We start from the raw sequence: 18,396 nt of genomic DNA on the forward strand, positions 1-18,396 counted from the left end.
CGTGCCTTCTTCATCATTGTGCCCCTCGGCCCGTCAAACAACTCCCAATGGCCGTTGTTTTCCCTAGTAGTATCGGGGACATGAGCAACTTGCTGGTGGTTACCGAGGCAATACTCGGGCAGACAGAGATCGACAACATCAATATTGTGGCGCCCAAGGAAGGTTCAACGCCTCAAGACGACGTCCGTGTCATCGTCCCGACGGCTCTCAACAAAAGATTGTGGCTGGAATTTTTGGACCAGCTCGCGTTGTTGGACTTTGAGCAAGCATTTCACGTGGTCTCTCACGCCGAGAAGGGGCCCGCAACGCTAGAAGCGGATGCCGAAAAGATTCTCGAAGGGTCCTTGCAGACCCTGAGCGATTCAGGTTTTCCTGCCCGGGGCAGGGTCGTCGCAGGCGATCCTCTCCAAGCCATGCGGGAGGAAGTTGCTGATGGTATCGACCAGGTACTCATCATCACCGAGCCCCATCCCGTCGAAGACACACTGAATATCCATTGGTCCAACGAAGCGGAAAAGACCCTGGGGGTGCCGGTTTTGCATCTGTACTGGGGCACAGGACATGTCGATGATTAATAATCCATTCAAACGCTCAGCTCTCAACACCGATGGCGCCAACTCGAGCGTCGCGGCAGATGGAACCTCCGCGAACCGTACCGAAGTCGAGTGGAAGGAAATCCTTTCGCCCGAGGAGTACTCGGTGCTCCGCGAAGCCGGTACCGAACGGCCCTTCAGCGGCGAATACTGGGACGAGTTCTCTTCGGGAACGTACTCGTGCCGCGCCTGCGGTGCCGAATTGTTCACCGCCGACACGAAGTTCGATGCCCAGTGCGGTTGGCCTTCGTTCTTTGCTCCCTTGGCAGAGGATCGTGTCCGTTACATCAAGGACACGGCTCTGGGGATGGAACGCATTGAGGTTCAGTGCGCGAACTGCCATTCGCATCTCGGACACGTTTTTGAGGGCGAGGGGCTGGGAACGCCGACCGATCTCCGGTACTGCATGAACTCCGTGTCGTTGAAATTCACGCCCGCTTCCTAGAGGACGCGTAACGTCCCCGGAACACCGGGCTCGACCGGCGCGCCTTATCCAAGGTTTTGGCGGACCACCGTAGCCTGACTTACGTGACGGCTAGTCAGGACGAAAAAAGCGCGCCGATCCAGTTCAGGGAAGCCCTGAGCTCGCTTCGGCGTGCTCGCTTCCAACCCGAATTGTCGCTTTCGAGCATCGACGCCCCGACCCATCTCGCGCCCTATGGTGTGGGCCTCGGCGCGGGCGTCACGGATCCGTCGAACCACGATCAGCAACTTGCGCTGGGGAGGTTCATGCTTCTGTACGATCCTCGGTGCCCAGAGGCCTGGGAAGGCGACTTCCGCGTCGTCAGCTATATCCGGGCGACCGTCGAGCCCGACGTCGCGGCCGAACAGATGCTGTCCTCTGTCGCGTGGGACTGGCTCCTCGAAGCCCTCGACCGCAAGGAAGCCCGACACAACAGGGCCGGAGGAACAGCCACCCGCGCATTCTCCCAGGGCTTCGGGATCCTCGAAGAAGACAGTGAACGTATCGAAATCGAGCTTCGAGCATCGTGGACTCCGCGGGGGCCAGACATGCAACGGCACCTCGAGGCATGGGCCGATATGGTCTGCACCTACGCGGGCTTACCTCCGTTGCCGGAGGATGTCGCCCGATTTCCGGGCGGCCGGATCTGAGACGACTCACGTATCGACTGCACCCAGAACCGGTCGAGGCGAGCCTGTCCGGCCCGTGAACTAGACTGTTTGTGCACTTGCCTTCGGGCACAATGAACCGCGCGGGTGCTTACGGCCCCGTCCCCTACACGAAGAATGGATTCCCTACCCGTGATTGCGCCATGAAAGACAGTTCGGCGAATACCCAGGACGGTACGGAACCAATACTTTATGGAGAAGGGCTCAGCGCCGGCGAGACGGAAGCCCAGTCCGTCGAGTCCGACGATCTGGTCGCGTCCGACCTCGGGCTCACCCCTGAACTGGTGATTCCGCCTACCGTCAAGCTGAATGAACCAGCCGGTGGAGTCCCCGGAGTCATCGACTCCCCCGCGGGACTACGGCGGGCCGCCGAGAGCCTGAGCGAGGCCGATGGCCCCGTTGCCATCGACACCGAACGAGCATCCGGCATTCGCTACGGCCAACGTCCGTTCTTGGTGCAGCTCAAACGGGGCGACTCGCCCACTTTCCTCATCGACCCGGAAGCATTCGATGACCTTTCGCTCATCGACGATGCTCTCCGCGGTACGGAATGGATCATTCACGCGAGCACGCAGGACATCCCGAGTCTGCGAATGGTGGGCATGAATCCGGATGCGCTCTTCGATACCGAGCTGGCTGGGCGTTTGGCCGGTCTGCCCCGCGTCGGCCTCGGAGCCATGACCGAAGAACTTCTCGGTTATACCCTGGCCAAAGAACATTCCGCAGCGGACTGGTCCAAACGGCCGTTGCCGGAACCGTGGCTCGTTTATGCGGCCCTGGATGTTGAGCTCTTGGTCGATCTTCGGGAGGCCGTGTCGGAGGTTTTGCGCGAACAGGGCAAGCTCTCCTGGGCCATCGAGGAATTCGACGCCATTTGTTCCGCACCGGATCCCGAGCCCAAACCGGATCCTTGGCGAAAGACCAAAGGCATTCGCCAGATTCGATCCGCCCGCCAACTCACCGCCCTCCGTAATCTCTGGTATGAACGGGATTCGCTGGCCCAGAGCAAGGACATCGCGCCCAAGAAACTGCTTCCGGATTCCGCTTTGATCACGGCCGCCAAAACGATGCCTCAGACCGTTCCGAAGTTGCAAAGAATTCCCGGCTTCCACGCCAAATTGATCCGACGTGAATCGGTCCGCTGGGTCCAGGCAATCCGGAACGCGGCTACAGGGCAGGAGGAGGTTCCGTACAACGTTCCGAGCGATTCGCCGCCGCCGATCAAGGCATGGGCCTCCAAACGTCCGGACTCGGCCGAGATCCTCAAACCGGCCAAGGACGCCGTCGCCGAGCTCGCGGATTCGTACGGCCTCCCCCAGGAGAATCTCCTGACGCCCGAGCATCTCCGGAGGCTCTGTTGGGACCATCCCTTCGCATCCTCCGATGAAATCCCGGAATTGCTCGAAAGCTATGGGGCCCGCGCATGGCAGATCGAGCTCGTGTCCCCTGTCCTGGGCCAAGTCTTCGAGGAATAGTTCGTGCCGATAAGACACGCCTGGTGATACCGGGAGTATCGAGTAGATTGTGACTCACGCTATAGGTAACGTGGTGAGAAACATTCCCTCGAGAGGAACACCATGACCGCTTCACGTCCCGACTACTCCGTTTTGACCGATCGTTGCCCTGACGAGGTAGTCAGTCACGTCTCCCGGGAGATCGTGGGTCTCCCCCAAGACGGCAAGATCGCCGTCCTGACGTTGCACAACGATGCCGAACGCCGCCCCGAGACTCTCGGCCCCCGCTCGATCCAGGAATTGCTCCATGCGATCGACGACGTCAGAAAGCTCGCGGACGAGGGTTCGGTGGACGGAGTCATGATCGAAGGAACCGCGCCGACTTTCGCCGCCGGCGTCGACCTGACCCTCGTCGATACCTTGGCCAGTGATCCTGATTCGCCGCTGAACCTCGTCGGGCAGATGGGTCATGATTTCGTGGAATCCATCCGGTCACTACCCGTCCCGACGTGTGCTCGCGTCAACGGAACCGCTCTCGGCGGTGGCCTGGAATTGGCCCTTTCCGCCGACTACCGCGTGGGACACCCAGGAACCAAGAATATCGGTCTCCCGGAAATCCGACTCGGGCTGATCCCTGGTTGGACGGGCATTTTCACCCTTCCTCGCCTCATCGGTCCCGAGAACGCCGCTCGCGTGATCTTCCAGAATCCGTTGAACAACGGCAAGATGCTCACCTCGGAACAAGCACGCGAAATCGGAATTCTGGACGAATTGACCCAGGCGAAGGCCGACGAGGCCGCGGCACGCAAGGAAGCCATCGACTGGTTCGGGAAGGTCATCCACGAACAGGTGTCCGTTGAGCGCCCTCATGAGACCGATCAGAACGATCCTTTGTGGTCGGAGGAAGGCGACGGCGGCGAACTACGCGAACGCTTCAACGAGGTCGCCGCGGCCACGGACAGCCTGATCCGCCGCAAGACGTCCGGCGCCAGCGAAGCATGCTGGGTCGCCCTGGACATCTTCCGGAAGGGACCGGTCGAGAGCCGCGACGACTCCCGTCGGCGACAAATCGATGTCCTCGACTCTCTCGCCCGGGGCGACCAGTTCTCGGCGAGCGTCTATTCGATGCTCGAACTGGTCCAGCGCAGGGCCAAGCGTCCGTCCATGGTTCCACCGGAGACCGAGCCCGCTGAGATCAAGAAGGTCGGCGTCGTCGGGGCCGGCCTCATGGCGTCCCAGCTGGCCTTGCTGTTCCTGACGCGTCTCCAGGTGCCCGTGCTCATCAGCGATGTCGAGCAGGCCCGCGTCGACAAGGGCCTGAAGTGGATCACCGACGAGTTGGCCAAGAACGTCCAGAAGGGTCGGCTGACCCAGGACCAGTCCGACCGACTGGGCCAGCTGGTCTCCGGGACCACGGACACCTCCGAATACGCCGATTGCGACTTCGTGATCGAAGCGGTCTTCGAGGAGACCAAGGTCAAGCAGGAAGTGTTCGCCAATCTCGAGAAATCCGTGAGGGACGACTGCATTCTCGCTACCAACACGTCCTCACTGCTGGTTGGCGAGATGATTGAGGGTCTCGACCATCCCGAGCGCGTCATCGGTTTCCACTTCTTTAATCCGGTGGCCGTGCTCCCTCTGGTGGAAATCGTTCGCACGACGTCGACGACAGACGAAGCGATTGCCACAGCCTTTTCCCTGGCCAAGAAGCTTCGGAAGACGGCGGTCGGGGCGCAGGATTCGTCGGGCTTCATCGTCAACCGCGTGCTCGGCGTCGTACTTTCCGAAGCTGGACGCGCGCTTGACGAAGGCGCCCCTGCCGAACGGATCGTCGAGGCTTTCCAACCTCTGGGATTCCCCATGGATTCCTTCGCCCTGATCGACCTGGTGGGATTGCCCATCGGCGTCCATCTCCTGGAGTCGCTGAACAAGTACCAGGGCGAACGTTTTCACGTCTCTGAGAACTTCAAGAAGCTGAACGAGTCGAAGATCTCCCCCATCTCGAATCAGGAGGGCGGACTGAGCCCCGAAGCCCAAGACATCGTGGCATGCGAGGGGGAAGGAAAAACGGTCGAGGACATTCGGGCGAATGTCGAGGGCGCGCTGGCCTCGGAGATTTCTCGTATGCTGGATGAGGGCGTGGTACCGGATCGGCAGGACATAGATCTGGCCATGATCCTGGGAGCCGGTTGGCCGTTCTTCAATGGTGGTCTCACCCGGTACCTGGACCGTGTCGGAGCTTTCGAGCGGACGCGCTGACCCATACCATGTGACCACCGAGAGCCCGGGTCAGGGTCGGGTGTTCGATGTGTTCAGGGGTTGGCCCTGTTCCGCGATGCCGCGCCCAGACCCGGGCTTTGGTGTGCCCGGTCTTCCTAGAAGAACTCGGCCGTGGAGCTCAGGATTCACGGCACCCCGCATCCATGAATGAGGTCAGAATGTCTCACCACTCCCCCTGTTCGCAGCAACCCCTCGCCGAGCCGACGACCGACGGCGACCGCATCTCCTCGGCCGATGAAACGGCGGGACGGGCAGCTGTGGAGGGAACTTCGCGACGCCGCGCCATTGCCGGGGCGGGAATACTTGCCGGGTCCGCGGCCGTACTCACCGCGTGCGGGTCGGGGTCCACTGACGATGCGGAGGCAGCCGATATTGACCCGAATAAGCCGGTTGACATCGCTGCGGTGGATGAGGTGCCCGAAGGAGACGCCATCAAAGCTTCCGCGGACGGAGTGACCGCCATGGTGACCCAGCCGAGCAAGGGCGAGTTCAGGGCCTTCAGTTCCTCATGTACGCATCAGGGCTGTTCCCTGAATGTCCAGAACCAGGCCATTTCTTGCCCGTGCCACTCGTCCCAGTTTTCGATTCGGGACGGTTCCGTGCAGGGCGGCCCAGCGCCGAAACCGCTTCCGGAGTACTCGGTCAAGGTCGAGAACGGACGCATCAAGCTCAGCTGACGCGGTTCCGCGGTGAGGTGGTGAGGCGGCAAGGCGCCGGGTAATCGGCGTTGTCGCACCGGAAGGCTTGAACGACCCGCGGATCGCTGTGGCTGCCGTGTGCAGGAACCAGCATTAAACGACGAAGGTGCGGGAGGCTCATGAGCCTCCCGCACCTTCTCGGTGAAGAACTTAGTTGTTCCGCACCAGGTTCCTCAAGACGTACTGGAGGATACCGCCGTTACGGAAGTACTCCCTCTCGCCTGGGGTGTCGATTCGGACGTCGGCGTCGAATTCGGTCTTCTTGCCTTCTTCCGATGTTGCCGTCACGTGGACCGTCTTGGGCGTCTTGCCCTCGTTGATCTCGGTGACTCCGGTGATGGTGAACGACTCGGTACCGTCCAGGCCGAGCGACGCGTGCGACTCGCCCTCCGGGAACTGAAGCGGAAGAACGCCCATACCGATCAGGTTCGAACGGTGAATGCGCTCGAAGGATTCGGCGATGACCGCCTTGACACCCAACAAACGGGTGCCCTTTGCCGCCCAGTCGCGGGAGGAACCGGTGCCGTACTCCTTGCCACCCAAAACCACGAGCGGAGTTCCTTCTGCCGCGTAGTTTTGCGCCGCATCGTAAACAGTGCTTTGTTCGCCGCCCTTGGTGAAGTCGCGGGTGAAACCGCCCTCGACGCCGTCGAGGAGCTCGTTTTTGATGCGGATGTTCGCGAACGTTCCGCGGATCATGACCTCGTGGTTACCGCGGCGCGAACCGTAGGAGTTGAAATCCTTGCGCTCGACGCCGTTCTCGATGAGGTACTTGCCTGCGGGCGTGTCCGATTTGAAGGAGCCGGCCGGAGAGATGTGGTCGGTCGTGACCGAGTCCCCCAGCTTGAGCAGGACTCGAGCATTCTCGATGTCCTCCACGAGGTCCGGCTCCATGGTCATGCCATCGAAATACGGTGGCTTGCGCACGTACGTCGAGTTCTCGTCCCACTCGAAGGTGTCTCCTGTGGGGGTATCCAGGTTCTTCCAGCGATCGTCACCGTCGAAGATGGTGCCGTATTCGGTGCTGTACTGGTCGGTCGAGACCGAGGCGTCAATGATCTGCTGGACCTCGGTCGGATCCGGCCAGATGTCCTTGAGGTAGACATCGTTGCCGTCTTGGTCCTGGCCCAGGGGATCGTTCTCGAAGTCGAAGTCCATCGACCCGGCCAGCGAGTAAGCGATGACGAGCGGCGGGGAAGCCAAGTAGTTCATCTTGACGTCCGGGTTGATGCGGCCCTCGAAGTTGCGGTTGCCGGACAGGACCGACGTAACCGACAAATCGTTGTCGCTGACGGCCTTGGACACTTCATCCTCGAGCGGGCCCGAGTTGCCGATGCACGTGGTGCAACCGTAACCGACGATGTAGAAGCCGACGCTCTCGAGCTCCGACATCAGGCCGGCTTTCTCGTAATAGTCGGTGACGACCTTGGAGCCCGGGGCAATTGACGTCTTGACCCACGGCTTCGCCTTGAGACCCTTGGCGGCCGCGTTACGTGCGAGCACGCCTGCGGCCATCATGACGGAGGGGTTGGAGGTGTTGGTGCACGAGGTGATGGATGCAATGGCAACCGCACCGTGGTCCAGCTCGAATTCACGGCCGTCCGGCATGTCCACCTCGACCGGGTGGGAGTGACGACCATGAGCCGAAGCAGCGGCCGAAACACGGCGCGGACGCTGTTCCTCGGTCACCTCGGGCGAATCGTCCACGGCTGGAGCGTCGGAAGCCGGGAAAGATTCTTCGCCCGACTCGGGCTCCTTCTGATCGACGTAGTTGTCGAGGTCAGTGCGGAACTGGTTCTTGGCGTTGGTCAGTGCAATGCGGTCCTGCGGACGCTTCGGACCGGCGATCGAGGGAACCACGGTGGAGAGGTCCAGCTCGATGTACTCGGAGTACGCTGCCTCGTCGCTGGGGTCGTGCCACAGGCCCTGTTCCTTGGTGTACTTCTCGACCAAGGCGACCTGGTCCTCGCTGCGACCGGTCAGGCGCAGGTATTCGAGGGTTACGTCATCGATCGGGAAGATCGCAGCGGTCGAGCCGAACTCGGGGCTCATGTTGCCGATGGTCGCACGGTTGGCCAGCGGAACCTCTGTCACGCCCTCGCCGTAGAACTCGACGAACTTGCCGACGACACCCTGCTCGCGGAGCATCTGGGTGATCGTCAGTACGACGTCGGTCGCGGTCGAACCGGCGGGGATCTTGCCCGTCAGCTTGAATCCGACGACCTTGGGGATCAGCATCGACACGGGCTGGCCGAGCATCGCGGCCTCGGCCTCAATGCCGCCCACGCCCCAGCCGAGAACGCCCAGGCCATTGACCATGGTCGTGTGGGAGTCGGTTCCGACGAGGGTGTCCGGGTAGGCACGCAGGACGCCGTCGACCTCGCGGGACATGACGGTGCGTGCCAGGTATTCGATATTCACCTGATGCACGATGCCCATTCCGGGAGGAACGACCTTGAAATCCTCGAATGCAGTCTGTCCCCACCGGAGGAACTGGTAACGCTCGCCGTTGCGCTGGTACTCGATGTCCATATTGCGCTCGATGGCATCCTTGTTGCCGAACGAATCGATCTGCACGGAGTGGTCGATCACGAGCTCGGCAGGAGCCAGCGGGTTGATCTTGGTGGGATCTCCGCCGAGGGACTTCACGGCCTCGCGCATGGTCGCGAGGTCAACGACGCAGGGAACGCCGGTGAAGTCCTGCATGATCACGCGAGCCGGAGTGAATTGGATCTCGGTGTCGGGTTCGGCTTTGGGATCCCAGCTAGCCAGGGCCTTGATGTGCTCATCGGTGATGTTCGCACCGTCTTCGGTGCGCAGCAGGTTCTCGAGCAGAACCTTGAGGCTGAAAGGCAGCTTCTCTGCACCCTCGACCTTGCTGAGTCGGAAAATTTCGTATTCGGTTCCGTTGACGTCCAACGCGCCCTTGGAACCGAAGCTGTCCACAGTGCTCATTGCTTGGGACTCCTCTCGCCACTGTCATTTCCAGGCGTAGTTCCGCGTCCCTAGGTGAGTCCTAGCGGTTGCGCGCTCAGCATGAGCGCAATTGTTAGGTGTGATGCAAACCTTTAGAGACACAGTGACACTAAGCCTTCTCTTCAGAAGTCTACCTTCTGTGCTCGACGGTGTTCTCATGTGACGACACCTTTAGCCCGTGACGAAAGGTCTAGTTGCGGTGAGGTTCGAAGACCGCGATCGTCTCCACGTGATGCGTATCCGGGTACATGTCCAGCCCCTGAACGTCGGTCAGTTCCCAGCCGGAAGTACGCAGATAGCCCGTGTCCCGTCCCAAAGCCGCCGGGTCGCACGCGACGTACACAATCCGTCGGGGCCGGATCTCCGCGAGCGCTTCCATAACCCGCCGTCCTGCGCCCTGGCGGGGCGGATCCAGCACGATGACGTCCGGTCGTCCCTGCGGTATCCGCCCGCCGCGAGAATCTCGACGAGACCGCCCCGTGCCCCCGGAATCCCACTTTCTCAGCGCTTGTTCCACGCCGGCTTTCGTGGCCACCACATTCGCTTCGCGTGCGCGAGGCGTCCGTGAAGCGCCCTCCGGTCCGAAGTTGAATTCGGAATCCGCGGCGGTCACGGGTGAACCTTCGACGCTCCACACGGTCCCGCCTTCACCGACCCTGTCGGCGAGGGCAGCGGTCAGCAGACCTGCTCCCCCATAGAGGTCCCACGCCGTCTCGCCCGTTTGCAGATCGCTGGCTTCCTCGACGATTCGAGCCAGTCGTTGCGGAGCATTCTTGTGGTTCTGCCAGAACCCGCCCGCGCCGACTCGGAAAGCGGCGACCGTTCCGTCCGGGAACGGTACTTCTTCGTAGACCTCGGATCCTCCCCGGACCAGTTCGGAATCCGGTTTTTCACCTTGCTGACGTCCTGGGACGGACGCGGGCACAATCACAGCCGAGGCCTCAATTCCTGCGGGGAGGCACGTCGCCAACTCGACGTCGATGTCGTCGACGATCTCCTCGGGCACGATTCCCTCCTCGGCGGTGAAGAGGATGAGGGGTGGAAGACCTGTTGCCGGAGCGGCGACGTCGACCCTCTGGATATTGCGCCATTCGCCTTCCCACAGGTGCAGGTTGTTGATTTCCGGAACGGCGAACGGCAGCTGGCTGACCGGGATGATCTCCGACCCGTGGTACGGGTGCATTCCCAAGCGGCCTTTCTCGTCCACGGCCCAGTGCACCCGTGTGCGCCAACCTCCACCGGTCCCGGCGTCCAGAGGTTCGACCGTGAGGCGCCTGAGCAAGGGGGAATCCTGGTCCACGCCGCCCAAGCGGGTCAGTTGCTCCGTGATGACGTGAGATTTGAGGCGTAATTGCGCCTCTGGGCGGATGTGCCCGTAGTCCGCGCCCCCGACAGGCTGCTCGTGCACGAGCGCATCGGCCATCGGCCATGGATGGTCTCTGCGGTTCGAGGAGGGTTCGAGCACGTCGAGGACATGAGCATGGGCGAATCGATTGCCCTTGCCCATCGAGTCCACCCGGACACGCAGTCGTTCGCCGGGCACGGCGTCGCGGACGAAGATCACTTGTCCCTCGTGCCGGCCGACGCTCGCACCGCCGTGCGCAATCGCGTTGGTCGTGACCTCGAATTCGTCTCCAGGTTGGATCACGGCAGATTCTCCTCGTCTTCGTGTCCGAGGCGCCACGGAACCATTGCCGTGACCACCCCGGGTTCTTTCCGTAGCGCCGCCGCGATCTTGCTTCCCGAACGGTGATGTAAAAACTTGTCCCACCAGTGCTCCAAAACGTACTCCGGGACGTAGACGATCACGACGTCACGCGGTGAGGCCTTACGCACTTCTCGCACGTGTTCGATCACCGGAGTCACGGGGTCACGGAAGGGAGATGCCAGGATGGTCAGGGGCACAGGTACCTCGTAACGATCCCACAATTCACGGATTTTCCGGGTACCGGCCTCGTCGACGTTGAGTACGAGTCCTTCGATCGTCGAGGGGCGGGTCGCCCGTGCATACGCCAGTGCCCTGAGCGCGGGCTTTCGGAGGCGAGGCACGACGACCATGGCGTGCACCCGCGACGGAAGGGCCTTGAGAGGGTTCTTCTGCTTCACGGCAAGCTCCTGGTCGATTTTCCGGTAGTGCTTCTTGATGGCAAGAGTCGCCAACGTAACCAGGCCGACCACCAGGACGGTGACCCACGCGCCCTGAGCCAGCTTGGTGACCAGGACCACGACCGTAGCCAGAACAGTCGCCACCAAGCCTATCGTGGTGACGATCTGATCCCGGATGAGTCGCCGACGTGGTTGAGTGTCTAACACCACCCGGATGTCGTTGCGGCGTTTGAGGAAAACGGCGGCCTGAGTCAAAGACATCGAGAACAGCACGCCCACCACGTAAAGCTGGATGAGGTCGTTGACGTCCGCTCGGAAGGCCAAGGTGACGACCAGTGCGCCCGCACCCAGCACGATCTCCCCGTTGGCGTACAACGAACGGTTGCTTCGTGCCCTGAAGTGGACGGGCAAATACCCTTGTTCGGCCATGGTCGACGCCAGGATGGGGAATCCGGCGTACGCGGCCGCCGGAGCCAGCAGGAGGAACAGCACGGTGCTGACCAGAAATACGTCGAAGAACAGATTGTCTCCGGTCACGGCCTGCGCCACCTGCGCCAGAATCGGGATCTGGTGAAAGTCCGCCGGCATGGCGTGACCGGCCACCACGAGTTGCGTCGATTCGAGTGTCACGACCGCGCCGCTGGTCCGTGCCAGGTAGAGGATCCCCACCAGAGCGACGGCCGTCGACAGCCCCATCGTCACGAGACTCCGCGCCGCGTTGCGAGCCTTGGGGGCGCGGAAGAATCGAGCCGAATTGCTGACCGACTCGACTCCCGTCAACGTCACCGCGCCGGATGAGAAAGATCGGGCAACCAGGAGCAGCAAGCCGAACCCGGTCAAAGAGTTGGATTCCACTGTCTCAGGGCGGACGTAGAACTCTGCGCTAGGTGCCCGACCGAGGACCCCGAACCAGGACTCCACGATGCCGACGGACAGGACCATCCCTAGGCACAGGATGAACAACAATGCAGGCAGAAGAGCGATTCGCCCCATGAAATGCAGTCCGCGGATGTACAGGAAGGTCAGAAGGATCACCAAGACGGCCGCGACCCACATTCGATGCCCCGCTAGGGCAGGTATCAAGGTTGTCAGGTATGAAGATGCTGACGAGACCGAGACGGCCACGGTCAGGACGAAGTCGAACAACAGGCTGGCTCCAGCCGCCGCGCCGGTTCTGGGCCCCAAACGATCGCTGACGACGTGATAATCGCCACCCGAGACGGCGACGTCGCGGATGTTGTAGCGGTAAGTGCCGATCACCAGGAGCAGGACGATCGCAACGCCCAAGCCGATCCACGGTGACATGACCACGCCCGCCGAACCGGCAAGGGCCAGGACCATGATGATCTCGTCCGGAGCGTAAGCAATCGCCGAGAACCCGTCCGCGCCGAAAACCGGCAGCGCCGCGCGTTTGGGCAAGGCCAGACTACGGATTTGCTCCGTCTCTTTGGGCGCCCCGAGGAGGGCCCGCCGCGCGCTCGTAGGAAGTGATTGCACAATGCCATAGGCTACCCCACACCCCCACGGGGGTCGCGGTGCATTACCCTGGAGATCAGACCCGCTGGATCGACGATCGAGCACTTTCACAGTCCCGGCAAACGTCAGGAGCCATTGCACCGTGCCTCACTTCGTGATTATGGGCGCCGGGCGAGTCGGAGTCATGCTCGCCCATTCCCTTGAGGCCGCGGGCCACACCGTGGCCATCATTGATCAGGATGAACGCGCTTTCAGGCGTCTTCGCAAGGATTTTGCCGGCAAAAAGGTCAAGGGCGTCGGTTTCGACCGCGAAACCCTCAAACGCGCAGACATCGATGGCGCCTATGCGTTTGCTGCGGTGTCCAATGGCGACAACTCGAACATTCTGGCCTCCCGCGTAGCCCGCGAAACTTTCAAGGTCTCGCACGTCGTCGCCCGCATCAATGATCCCAACCGCGCGGAATTCTTCCAAAGACTCGGCATTCCCACGGTCGCCGCGGTCCGGTGGAGCACCGACCAGGTCCTGCGCCGAATTCTGCCCGAGCAATCGATGACCGGTGACTACCGTGAAGCCTCAGGTCGTCTGGTCCTGGCCGAATTGCAGCTGCACGAGGACTGGACGGGGCATCCTCTGAGCGATATCGAGGAGGCGGCCGACGTGCGCATCGCATTCATCACCAGGTTCGGCGAGGGAATGTTGCCCGGCTCGGACACGAGTTTTCAGCAGGGCGACGTCGTCCATGCGATGATTCGCACCCAGGAGATGAATACGGTCGCCAGAATCCTTTCTTCGCCGCCGGCCGAGCTCGAGGACGAACCATTCGAACCGCGGCTCAGCCAGCGGGCGTGGGGCAAACCCGCATCGACCGTCGAGCGAACCGATACGGGCGAAAGCCAGCGGGAGGCCGGAGAATCAGGGCTTCAACGCGGCGAAGGAGAGGAATAACGTGCAGGTATTGATCGTGGGCGCGGGCTCCGTGGGCTCGTCCATCGCATTCGAGCTACTGGGCCACGGACATCACGTCACGATTCTCGACGAAAAGCCTGAGGCCATCGGCAGGTCGGATCTGCGCGGGGCAACGTGGCTGATCGGCGACGCTTGTGAGCTGTCCATTCTGCGTCAGGCCGAGCCCCAGAACGCCGACGTGATCGTCGCGGCGACGGGGGACGACAAAACCAATTTGGTCGTATCCCTCTTGGCCAGATCCGAATTCGGCGTCCCGCGGACCGTGGGCCGCGTCAACAACCCCAAGAACGAATGGATGTTCGACGATGCATGGGGTGTGGACGTCGCGGTCTCCACCCCGCGTCTCATGACGGCATTGGTCGAGGAGGCTGTGGAAGTCGGCGACGTCGTCCGGCTGCTCAATCTGCAAACCGGTGGAGCGACGCTGATCGAATACACGGTTCCGACGGACCATGCATTCGTCGGGTGGACCGTCGAGTCCGTCGAGTGGCCCGCAGAAACCACCCTTGTTGCAATCCTGCGCGACGGGATCCCCGTGACGCCGACCGGAGACGACGTACTCGAGGGAGAGGACGAACTGTTCCTCATCACCACGCCGCAGGGAGAGCAGGACCTGCGCTCCTTGTTCAACGCGGAGACCGAGAGCGCAACGGATGAGCACGATGACGACGTCGTCTCGGAGGAGCCCGGCCTGGACGAAACGGCCCACGGCCAAGAGCTCTAGGTCGTGGCCGACGTTTCTTAGGAGGTTGTCTCGCTCTGAGACCTGGTCTCCGCGGGGCGAGTCATCATCCAGGCGAGCCACAGGCAGAACGCGTAGAGCGGTATTCCCATGATCAACCGGCTGATGCCCAGTGCCGTCACGTTGTCGGCGAAGAAAAAGGGCAACTGGACCGCCAAACGAACCACGAACATCACGACCAGGATTCCCGTGGCCATTTGATAGGCCCGAAGTCTGCCGGGCTGGCGTCGCCAGTTCATATCCTCCCCACGGAGCATCCCAAAGACTACGCCGAGCAGGGGCCAGCGGACGGCCATCGAAATTGCCAGACCCACCGCATAGGCCCCGTTGGTCCAGAAGCCGACAAGATAATAGTCGATCGGTTTCCCACCGGCGTGTGCGAAGAAAGCGCAGATGAGAACGCCGACCGCACCGGAAAAGGCTTGAATCTTCTGCCCTCCGGTGATGAATCGGATGATCGAGATGATCACGGCGAGGCCGATCGCGATTACGAGCGACGTGGACAGAGAAGAGGTGATGATGAAACACGTCAGGTAGGCCAATGACGGCAAGACGGCTTCGACGAGGCCTCTTACTCCCCCGATCGCGTGCATGACATCGATCTGTCCACTCTCGTCCCGCCGAAATGCCCCGGATTTTCCGTAGGCCGCGGCCATCTGCTGGCCGAAGGACGGCGTGCCGTCGGCATGGCCTCGGTTTTCCGGTCGACGCTCCGAACCGTTTGCGTCCCGTTGCTCCATCGTGTTGATGCTCTCCAGTTGGTCTAAAGCTCTTGATGCCGCGATACGATCTCGTACCGCGGATTGTAAATGACCGGGACGCCGCCGAGGAATGCAAGCATGCCCGAGCACCGCAGTCGCGTCCCGGCGCCGATCCCTGGAACGGTCCTCTGGCCGTGCCAGATCAGTCGCACGTGCGTTCCCGGACCGAGCGGCGCATCGGCATCCTCGAAATGCGGCATGTCCATCGCAATCGCCGAAGTGGGCGCGGCAAAGGAGCCTTTGGGAAGCCTGTGGCGAGCATCCGAAGAAACGGTGCGATAGCTCGCGGTGATATCGACTTCGGCTTCGTATTGTGGCAGCGCGTCGACGGGTTGGATGTGTACCTCGTTGACCCGCCCCTCGACGAGCACCCGAATGCGCCGCGCCCCCTGGTCCGAATGATCCATCGAACCGTGAACCGGCAAGGGTTTAGCCAATCTGCGTGATCTCCGGTCCTCGCTCCGGCACATCGCTGCTCAGGGTGCGCTTTTCGTCTTCGTTGGGGTCCCTGCGCACGGCGTTGTCGGGTATCTTCAACGGCAACAAGTCACGCGGAGCCATCGGATCCTGGCCCCGGACCACCACGAGAGCGCGGAAAATTCGTTCCATTTCGCGTGCGGCGCTCCTCTTGACGGCAGCGTCACCCGAGAACACCCCGCGGAGGAACCAGCGGGGGCCGTCTACGCCCACGAACCGCGCAACGCGGTATCCGCGGTCGCCGTTGGGCATGGAAGCGGGCAATTTGGCGATCACCTGACGGCCCAAGGCACCGTCCAGGATGTCGACGACGCCGTTCTGCTCGCGCACGGAAGCCGCGAGTTCGGTGCGAATCTCGGACCACAGTCCTCGACTCTTGGGCGCCGCGAACGGCTGCACCTGCAGAATCGCTCCGTTCTTCTGGAACGTTACCGAGACCACTGACTGGTTTCTCTGATCTACGTCGATGCGCATGTCCACGGTTTCATCCGGCTTGATCCGGAGGCCGCCCAAATCGATATAGGAGTCATCGGTTTCGATTTCGGTGACGTCGAACGGGCCCGTGACGGAGCGGTCCGGCTCGTGGGCGATTGCTTCCTCGGCCGCAGTCGCCGCCTGCTCGGCCTCGTCGATGTCTTCGTCGTCCTCGGCGTTGATCAGATCGCGATCAGGCCGACTCTCGTCCTCGGTCTTCACCGTGCGGCCTTTCGCAGGTTTTTTCTCCGCGGTATCCGTCTCCTGCGGGGTTGTTTCTTCTTCGGCCTCGCTGGCCTTCTTCTTGTTGCCGAATCCCAGCACGATAGTCCTTTCTAGTCAGTTCCGGTCGAGCCGAATCCTGCCGCGCCTCGTTCCGAGAGCGGCAGTTCCTCAACCACATCAAAAGTCGCATGCTCGTATTTCTGGATCACGAGCTGCGCAATGCGGTCGCCTCGGTGGACCTCATATGGCTCATTCTGGTCCGTATTGAGCAAAGTGACCATGAGTTCGCCGCGATATCCCGAATCGACGGTTCCCGGCGCGTTGACGATCGTGATGCCGAATTTCGCGGCCAGTCCCGACCGCGGATGCACCAGGCCCACATACCCATCCGGCAGAGCGATGGCCACTCCGGTAGGCACCAGGGCCCTTTCTCCCGGGGCCAGCACGACGTCCTGGCTGGAACGGAGATCGGCACCGGCATCGCCGTGTTGCGCGTACGCGGGGGCCGGCAGTTCCGGGTCCAACAGGGTGATCTTGACGTCGACGGTCGATTGCATGAGACGTTTTCCTGGATCGGTGGCTGGTTTGAAATGAACGGTGGGTTCAGCGGTTGGTCCGCCTGGAACTCGCTCGTCCTTAGACACTGTAACGGTTCGGCATGGTTACCACCCGGGTCTGTGGCCAAGATCCGCGTTTCCGTGGGATTCCGCGGCCCCGGACCGGGCTCATGGTGCCCCGACTCACGGTCTCTGCTGCCTGATGAAGCTTTCCGGCCACATGCGAGTTCCGGCCCGCCTTCCGCGACGCGTATTCTTGACGTTATGTCTGACTCCGTCTCCCCGAACGCCGACGACGCCGGGTTCGGCTCTTCCTCGGCCGTCGAATTCCACGAAAAGCTCTATCCTTCTCCAGGTGTGTGGGTCTGTGTCGTGGTCTTCGGCTTTGCGTGCTTTGCCGTGGGCGCGCCGATCAATATTCCGATCGCCATTCTGGTGGCGATCGTTCTCGCCGCGACCCTGGGTCTCATCCTGTACGCTTCATCGCCAGTCCTCGAGGTGACCGAGGATTCCCTTCAGGTTGGTCGCGCGCATATTGAGCGCGAATATGTGGGAGAGGTCGAGATCTTCCGCGGGGAGAACGCGCGCATTGCCTGCGGACCCGCCGCTGACGGCCGAGCCTATATGAATTTCCGGCCCTGGGTTTCCCCCGTGGCTCGTATTCACTTGGTCGACCCGGCCGACCCCACACCATATTGGCTCACCAATTCGCGCCGCCCGGAAGAGCTGGCCTTGGCTCTGGGCACGGACCCGGAATTGCAGGAGAACCGCACGCCTTCGGTCAATCAGGTGGTCGTCGAGCCCGAGGACGAGGATTCGGCCCAGGGGTGAAGCTGAGGAGCCTCACGCCGGTCGGGAACGCGTCCCGGGAAGCGTCGTTTATTCGGACAAGCTCCTTGTCGGCGTGTCGCCCAGGAGCATATTGGTTGGCGCACTGACTCATCCGCGGCACCAAGTCCACAATGGTTCTTGGCGACGGAGCGTCCCGTGAGAGCACAAAAAAGGAGGAACTCGAGTTCCTCCTTTTTGCGATGGGGCCGCCCACGTTGCGCAGCTGCCGTCGTCTCAGGCCTCGCACTCCACGCAGTAGAACAATCCGTCTTCTTCGCGAGCAATCTGGGAACGGTGACGAACCAAGAAGCACGAAGCACAGGTGAATTCATCCTGCTGCGCAGGAAGCACGACCACGGATAGTTCCTCATGGGACAGGTCCGCACCGGGGAGTTCAAAACTTTCGGCCGCGGCGTTCTCGTCCTCATCGACCACGTTGGACTGCTGGTCGCTGCGGTGCGACTTCAGCTCCTCGATGGAATCGGAGCTGCTTTCTTCATCTTGCTTGCGCGGGGCGTCGTAATCGGTAGCCATGTGTGTGTCACGCTTTCGTCGGTATTTCTCGGTAGGCCCACGTAGCCTTCCGATCATCGTGTGGTTCTGCTACCAGCTTGTGCACCCGTTGACCTCGTTATGAAGTATGCGTCG

General features: G+C 61.8%; 17 protein-coding genes. 9 read left to right on the plus strand and 8 right to left on the minus strand.

The features are described 5' to 3' along the window. The first annotated feature begins 80 nt into the window (after window positions 1–80). The 6 genes from EWV35_RS06035 (at window position 81) to EWV35_RS06060 (ending at window position 6,135) form a co-directional block, all read left to right on the plus strand. Entirely contained in the window at window positions 81–575 is a 495-nt protein-coding gene (locus EWV35_RS06035; protein ID WP_129360895.1) for a hypothetical protein, read from the plus strand. Further along, complete coding sequence (gene msrB / locus EWV35_RS06040) at window positions 562–1,038, plus strand: peptide-methionine (R)-S-oxide reductase MsrB (RefSeq protein ID WP_129659065.1); 477 nt, start codon at window positions 562–564, stop codon at window positions 1,036–1,038. The genes EWV35_RS06035 and msrB overlap by 14 nt, the downstream gene beginning before the upstream one ends. A gap of 83 nt (window positions 1,039–1,121) precedes the next feature. Next, window positions 1,122–1,706, plus strand: coding sequence for a DUF3000 domain-containing protein (locus EWV35_RS06045; protein ID WP_129659067.1), 585 nt, complete (start codon window positions 1,122–1,124; stop codon window positions 1,704–1,706). Window positions 1,707–1,867: 161 nt separating this feature from the next. Then, the gene (locus EWV35_RS06050) at window positions 1,868–3,199 is read left to right on the plus strand and encodes an HRDC domain-containing protein (RefSeq protein ID WP_129659069.1); all 1,332 of its coding nucleotides are present in this window, start codon (window positions 1,868–1,870) and stop codon (window positions 3,197–3,199) included. 102 nt (window positions 3,200–3,301) lie between these two features. Further along, the gene (locus EWV35_RS06055; protein ID WP_129659071.1) at window positions 3,302–5,437 is read left to right on the plus strand and encodes a 3-hydroxyacyl-CoA dehydrogenase NAD-binding domain-containing protein; all 2,136 of its coding nucleotides are present in this window, start codon (window positions 3,302–3,304) and stop codon (window positions 5,435–5,437) included. 179 nt (window positions 5,438–5,616) lie between these two features. Next, window positions 5,617–6,135, plus strand: a complete 519-nt coding sequence (locus EWV35_RS06060; RefSeq protein WP_129659073.1) for a Rieske (2Fe-2S) protein — start codon at window positions 5,617–5,619, stop codon at window positions 6,133–6,135. Between the two features lie 171 nt (window positions 6,136–6,306). Here EWV35_RS06060 and acnA read toward each other — a convergent pair whose 3' ends face one another. The 3 genes from acnA to EWV35_RS06075 form a co-directional block, all read right to left on the minus strand. Next, a complete protein-coding gene (acnA, locus tag EWV35_RS06065; RefSeq protein ID WP_129659075.1) occupies window positions 6,307–9,111 on the minus strand; it encodes an aconitate hydratase AcnA in 2,805 nt (934 codons plus the stop codon). A gap of 211 nt (window positions 9,112–9,322) precedes the next feature. After that, on the minus strand, window positions 9,323–10,780 hold the full coding sequence (locus EWV35_RS06070) for a class I SAM-dependent RNA methyltransferase (protein ID WP_129659077.1): 1,458 nt from the start codon (window positions 10,778–10,780) through the stop codon (window positions 9,323–9,325). Next, window positions 10,777–12,735 carry an APC family permease gene (locus EWV35_RS06075; protein WP_129659080.1) on the minus strand — a complete coding sequence of 653 codons (1,959 nt, stop codon included), beginning with the start codon at window positions 12,733–12,735 and terminating at the stop codon, window positions 10,777–10,779. The genes EWV35_RS06070 and EWV35_RS06075 overlap by 4 nt, the downstream gene beginning before the upstream one ends. 121 nt (window positions 12,736–12,856) lie before the next feature. Between EWV35_RS06075 and EWV35_RS06080 the strand changes: the two genes are divergently transcribed. Beyond that, window positions 12,857–13,660: a potassium channel family protein gene (locus EWV35_RS06080; protein WP_129659083.1), complete on the plus strand. Its 804-nt coding sequence runs from the start codon at window positions 12,857–12,859 to the stop codon at window positions 13,658–13,660. A gap of 1 nt (window position 13,661) precedes the next feature. Further along, entirely contained in the window at window positions 13,662–14,405 is a 744-nt protein-coding gene (locus EWV35_RS06085; RefSeq protein ID WP_129659086.1) for a potassium channel family protein, read from the plus strand. Window positions 14,406–14,422: 17 nt separating this feature from the next. On the opposite strand, the gene EWV35_RS06090 is transcribed toward EWV35_RS06085, so the two are convergent. From EWV35_RS06090 to dut, 4 genes are read right to left on the minus strand one after another with little or no spacing between them, the layout of a single operon-like run. Continuing rightward, the gene (locus EWV35_RS06090; RefSeq protein ID WP_129659089.1) at window positions 14,423–15,163 is read right to left on the minus strand and encodes a DUF3159 domain-containing protein; all 741 of its coding nucleotides are present in this window, start codon (window positions 15,161–15,163) and stop codon (window positions 14,423–14,425) included. Between the two features lie 23 nt (window positions 15,164–15,186). Continuing rightward, window positions 15,187–15,621 carry a hypothetical protein gene (locus EWV35_RS06095; protein ID WP_129659092.1) on the minus strand — a complete coding sequence of 145 codons (435 nt, stop codon included), beginning with the start codon at window positions 15,619–15,621 and terminating at the stop codon, window positions 15,187–15,189. Then, window positions 15,614–16,459, minus strand: a complete 846-nt coding sequence (locus tag EWV35_RS06100) for a DUF3710 domain-containing protein (RefSeq protein WP_238654192.1) — start codon at window positions 16,457–16,459, stop codon at window positions 15,614–15,616. Before EWV35_RS06100 ends, EWV35_RS06095 begins: the two co-directional genes overlap by 8 nt. A gap of 11 nt (window positions 16,460–16,470) precedes the next feature. After that, a complete protein-coding gene (dut, locus tag EWV35_RS06105) occupies window positions 16,471–16,917 on the minus strand; it encodes a dUTP diphosphatase (protein ID WP_129659095.1) in 447 nt (148 codons plus the stop codon). Window positions 16,918–17,181: 264 nt separating this feature from the next. Between dut and EWV35_RS06110 the strand changes: the two genes are divergently transcribed. Further along, window positions 17,182–17,748, plus strand: coding sequence for a DUF3093 domain-containing protein (locus EWV35_RS06110; protein WP_129659098.1), 567 nt, complete (start codon window positions 17,182–17,184; stop codon window positions 17,746–17,748). A gap of 234 nt (window positions 17,749–17,982) precedes the next feature. On the opposite strand, the gene EWV35_RS06115 is transcribed toward EWV35_RS06110, so the two are convergent. Then, window positions 17,983–18,282 (minus strand): DUF4193 domain-containing protein, encoded by a 300-nt coding sequence (locus tag EWV35_RS06115; protein ID WP_129360910.1) that lies wholly within the window; start codon window positions 18,280–18,282, stop codon window positions 17,983–17,985. Between the last annotated feature and the right edge of the window lie 114 nt (window positions 18,283–18,396).

The sequence above is a fragment of the Rothia uropygialis genome, assembly GCF_004137765.1.
Lineage (GTDB): Bacteria > Actinomycetota > Actinomycetes > Actinomycetales > Micrococcaceae > Rothia.

Coding starts and splice junctions, on each gene's coding strand:
- dut (WP_129659095.1), bottom strand. CDS start 16,917: ATGCAATCGACCGTCGACGTCAAGATCACCCTGTTGGACCCGGAACTG.
- msrB (WP_129659065.1), top strand. CDS start 562: ATGTCGATGATTAATAATCCATTCAAACGCTCAGCTCTCAACACCGAT.
- EWV35_RS06110 (WP_129659098.1), top strand. CDS start 17,182: ATGTCTGACTCCGTCTCCCCGAACGCCGACGACGCCGGGTTCGGCTCT.
- EWV35_RS06055 (WP_129659071.1), top strand. CDS start 3,302: ATGACCGCTTCACGTCCCGACTACTCCGTTTTGACCGATCGTTGCCCT.
- EWV35_RS06060 (WP_129659073.1), top strand. CDS start 5,617: ATGTCTCACCACTCCCCCTGTTCGCAGCAACCCCTCGCCGAGCCGACG.
- EWV35_RS06090 (WP_129659089.1), bottom strand. CDS start 15,163: ATGGAGCAACGGGACGCAAACGGTTCGGAGCGTCGACCGGAAAACCGA.
- EWV35_RS06035 (WP_129360895.1), top strand. CDS start 81: ATGAGCAACTTGCTGGTGGTTACCGAGGCAATACTCGGGCAGACAGAG.
- EWV35_RS06115 (WP_129360910.1), bottom strand. CDS start 18,282: ATGGCTACCGATTACGACGCCCCGCGCAAGCAAGATGAAGAAAGCAGC.
- acnA (WP_129659075.1), bottom strand. CDS start 9,111: ATGAGCACTGTGGACAGCTTCGGTTCCAAGGGCGCGTTGGACGTCAAC.
- EWV35_RS06050 (WP_129659069.1), top strand. CDS start 1,868: ATGAAAGACAGTTCGGCGAATACCCAGGACGGTACGGAACCAATACTT.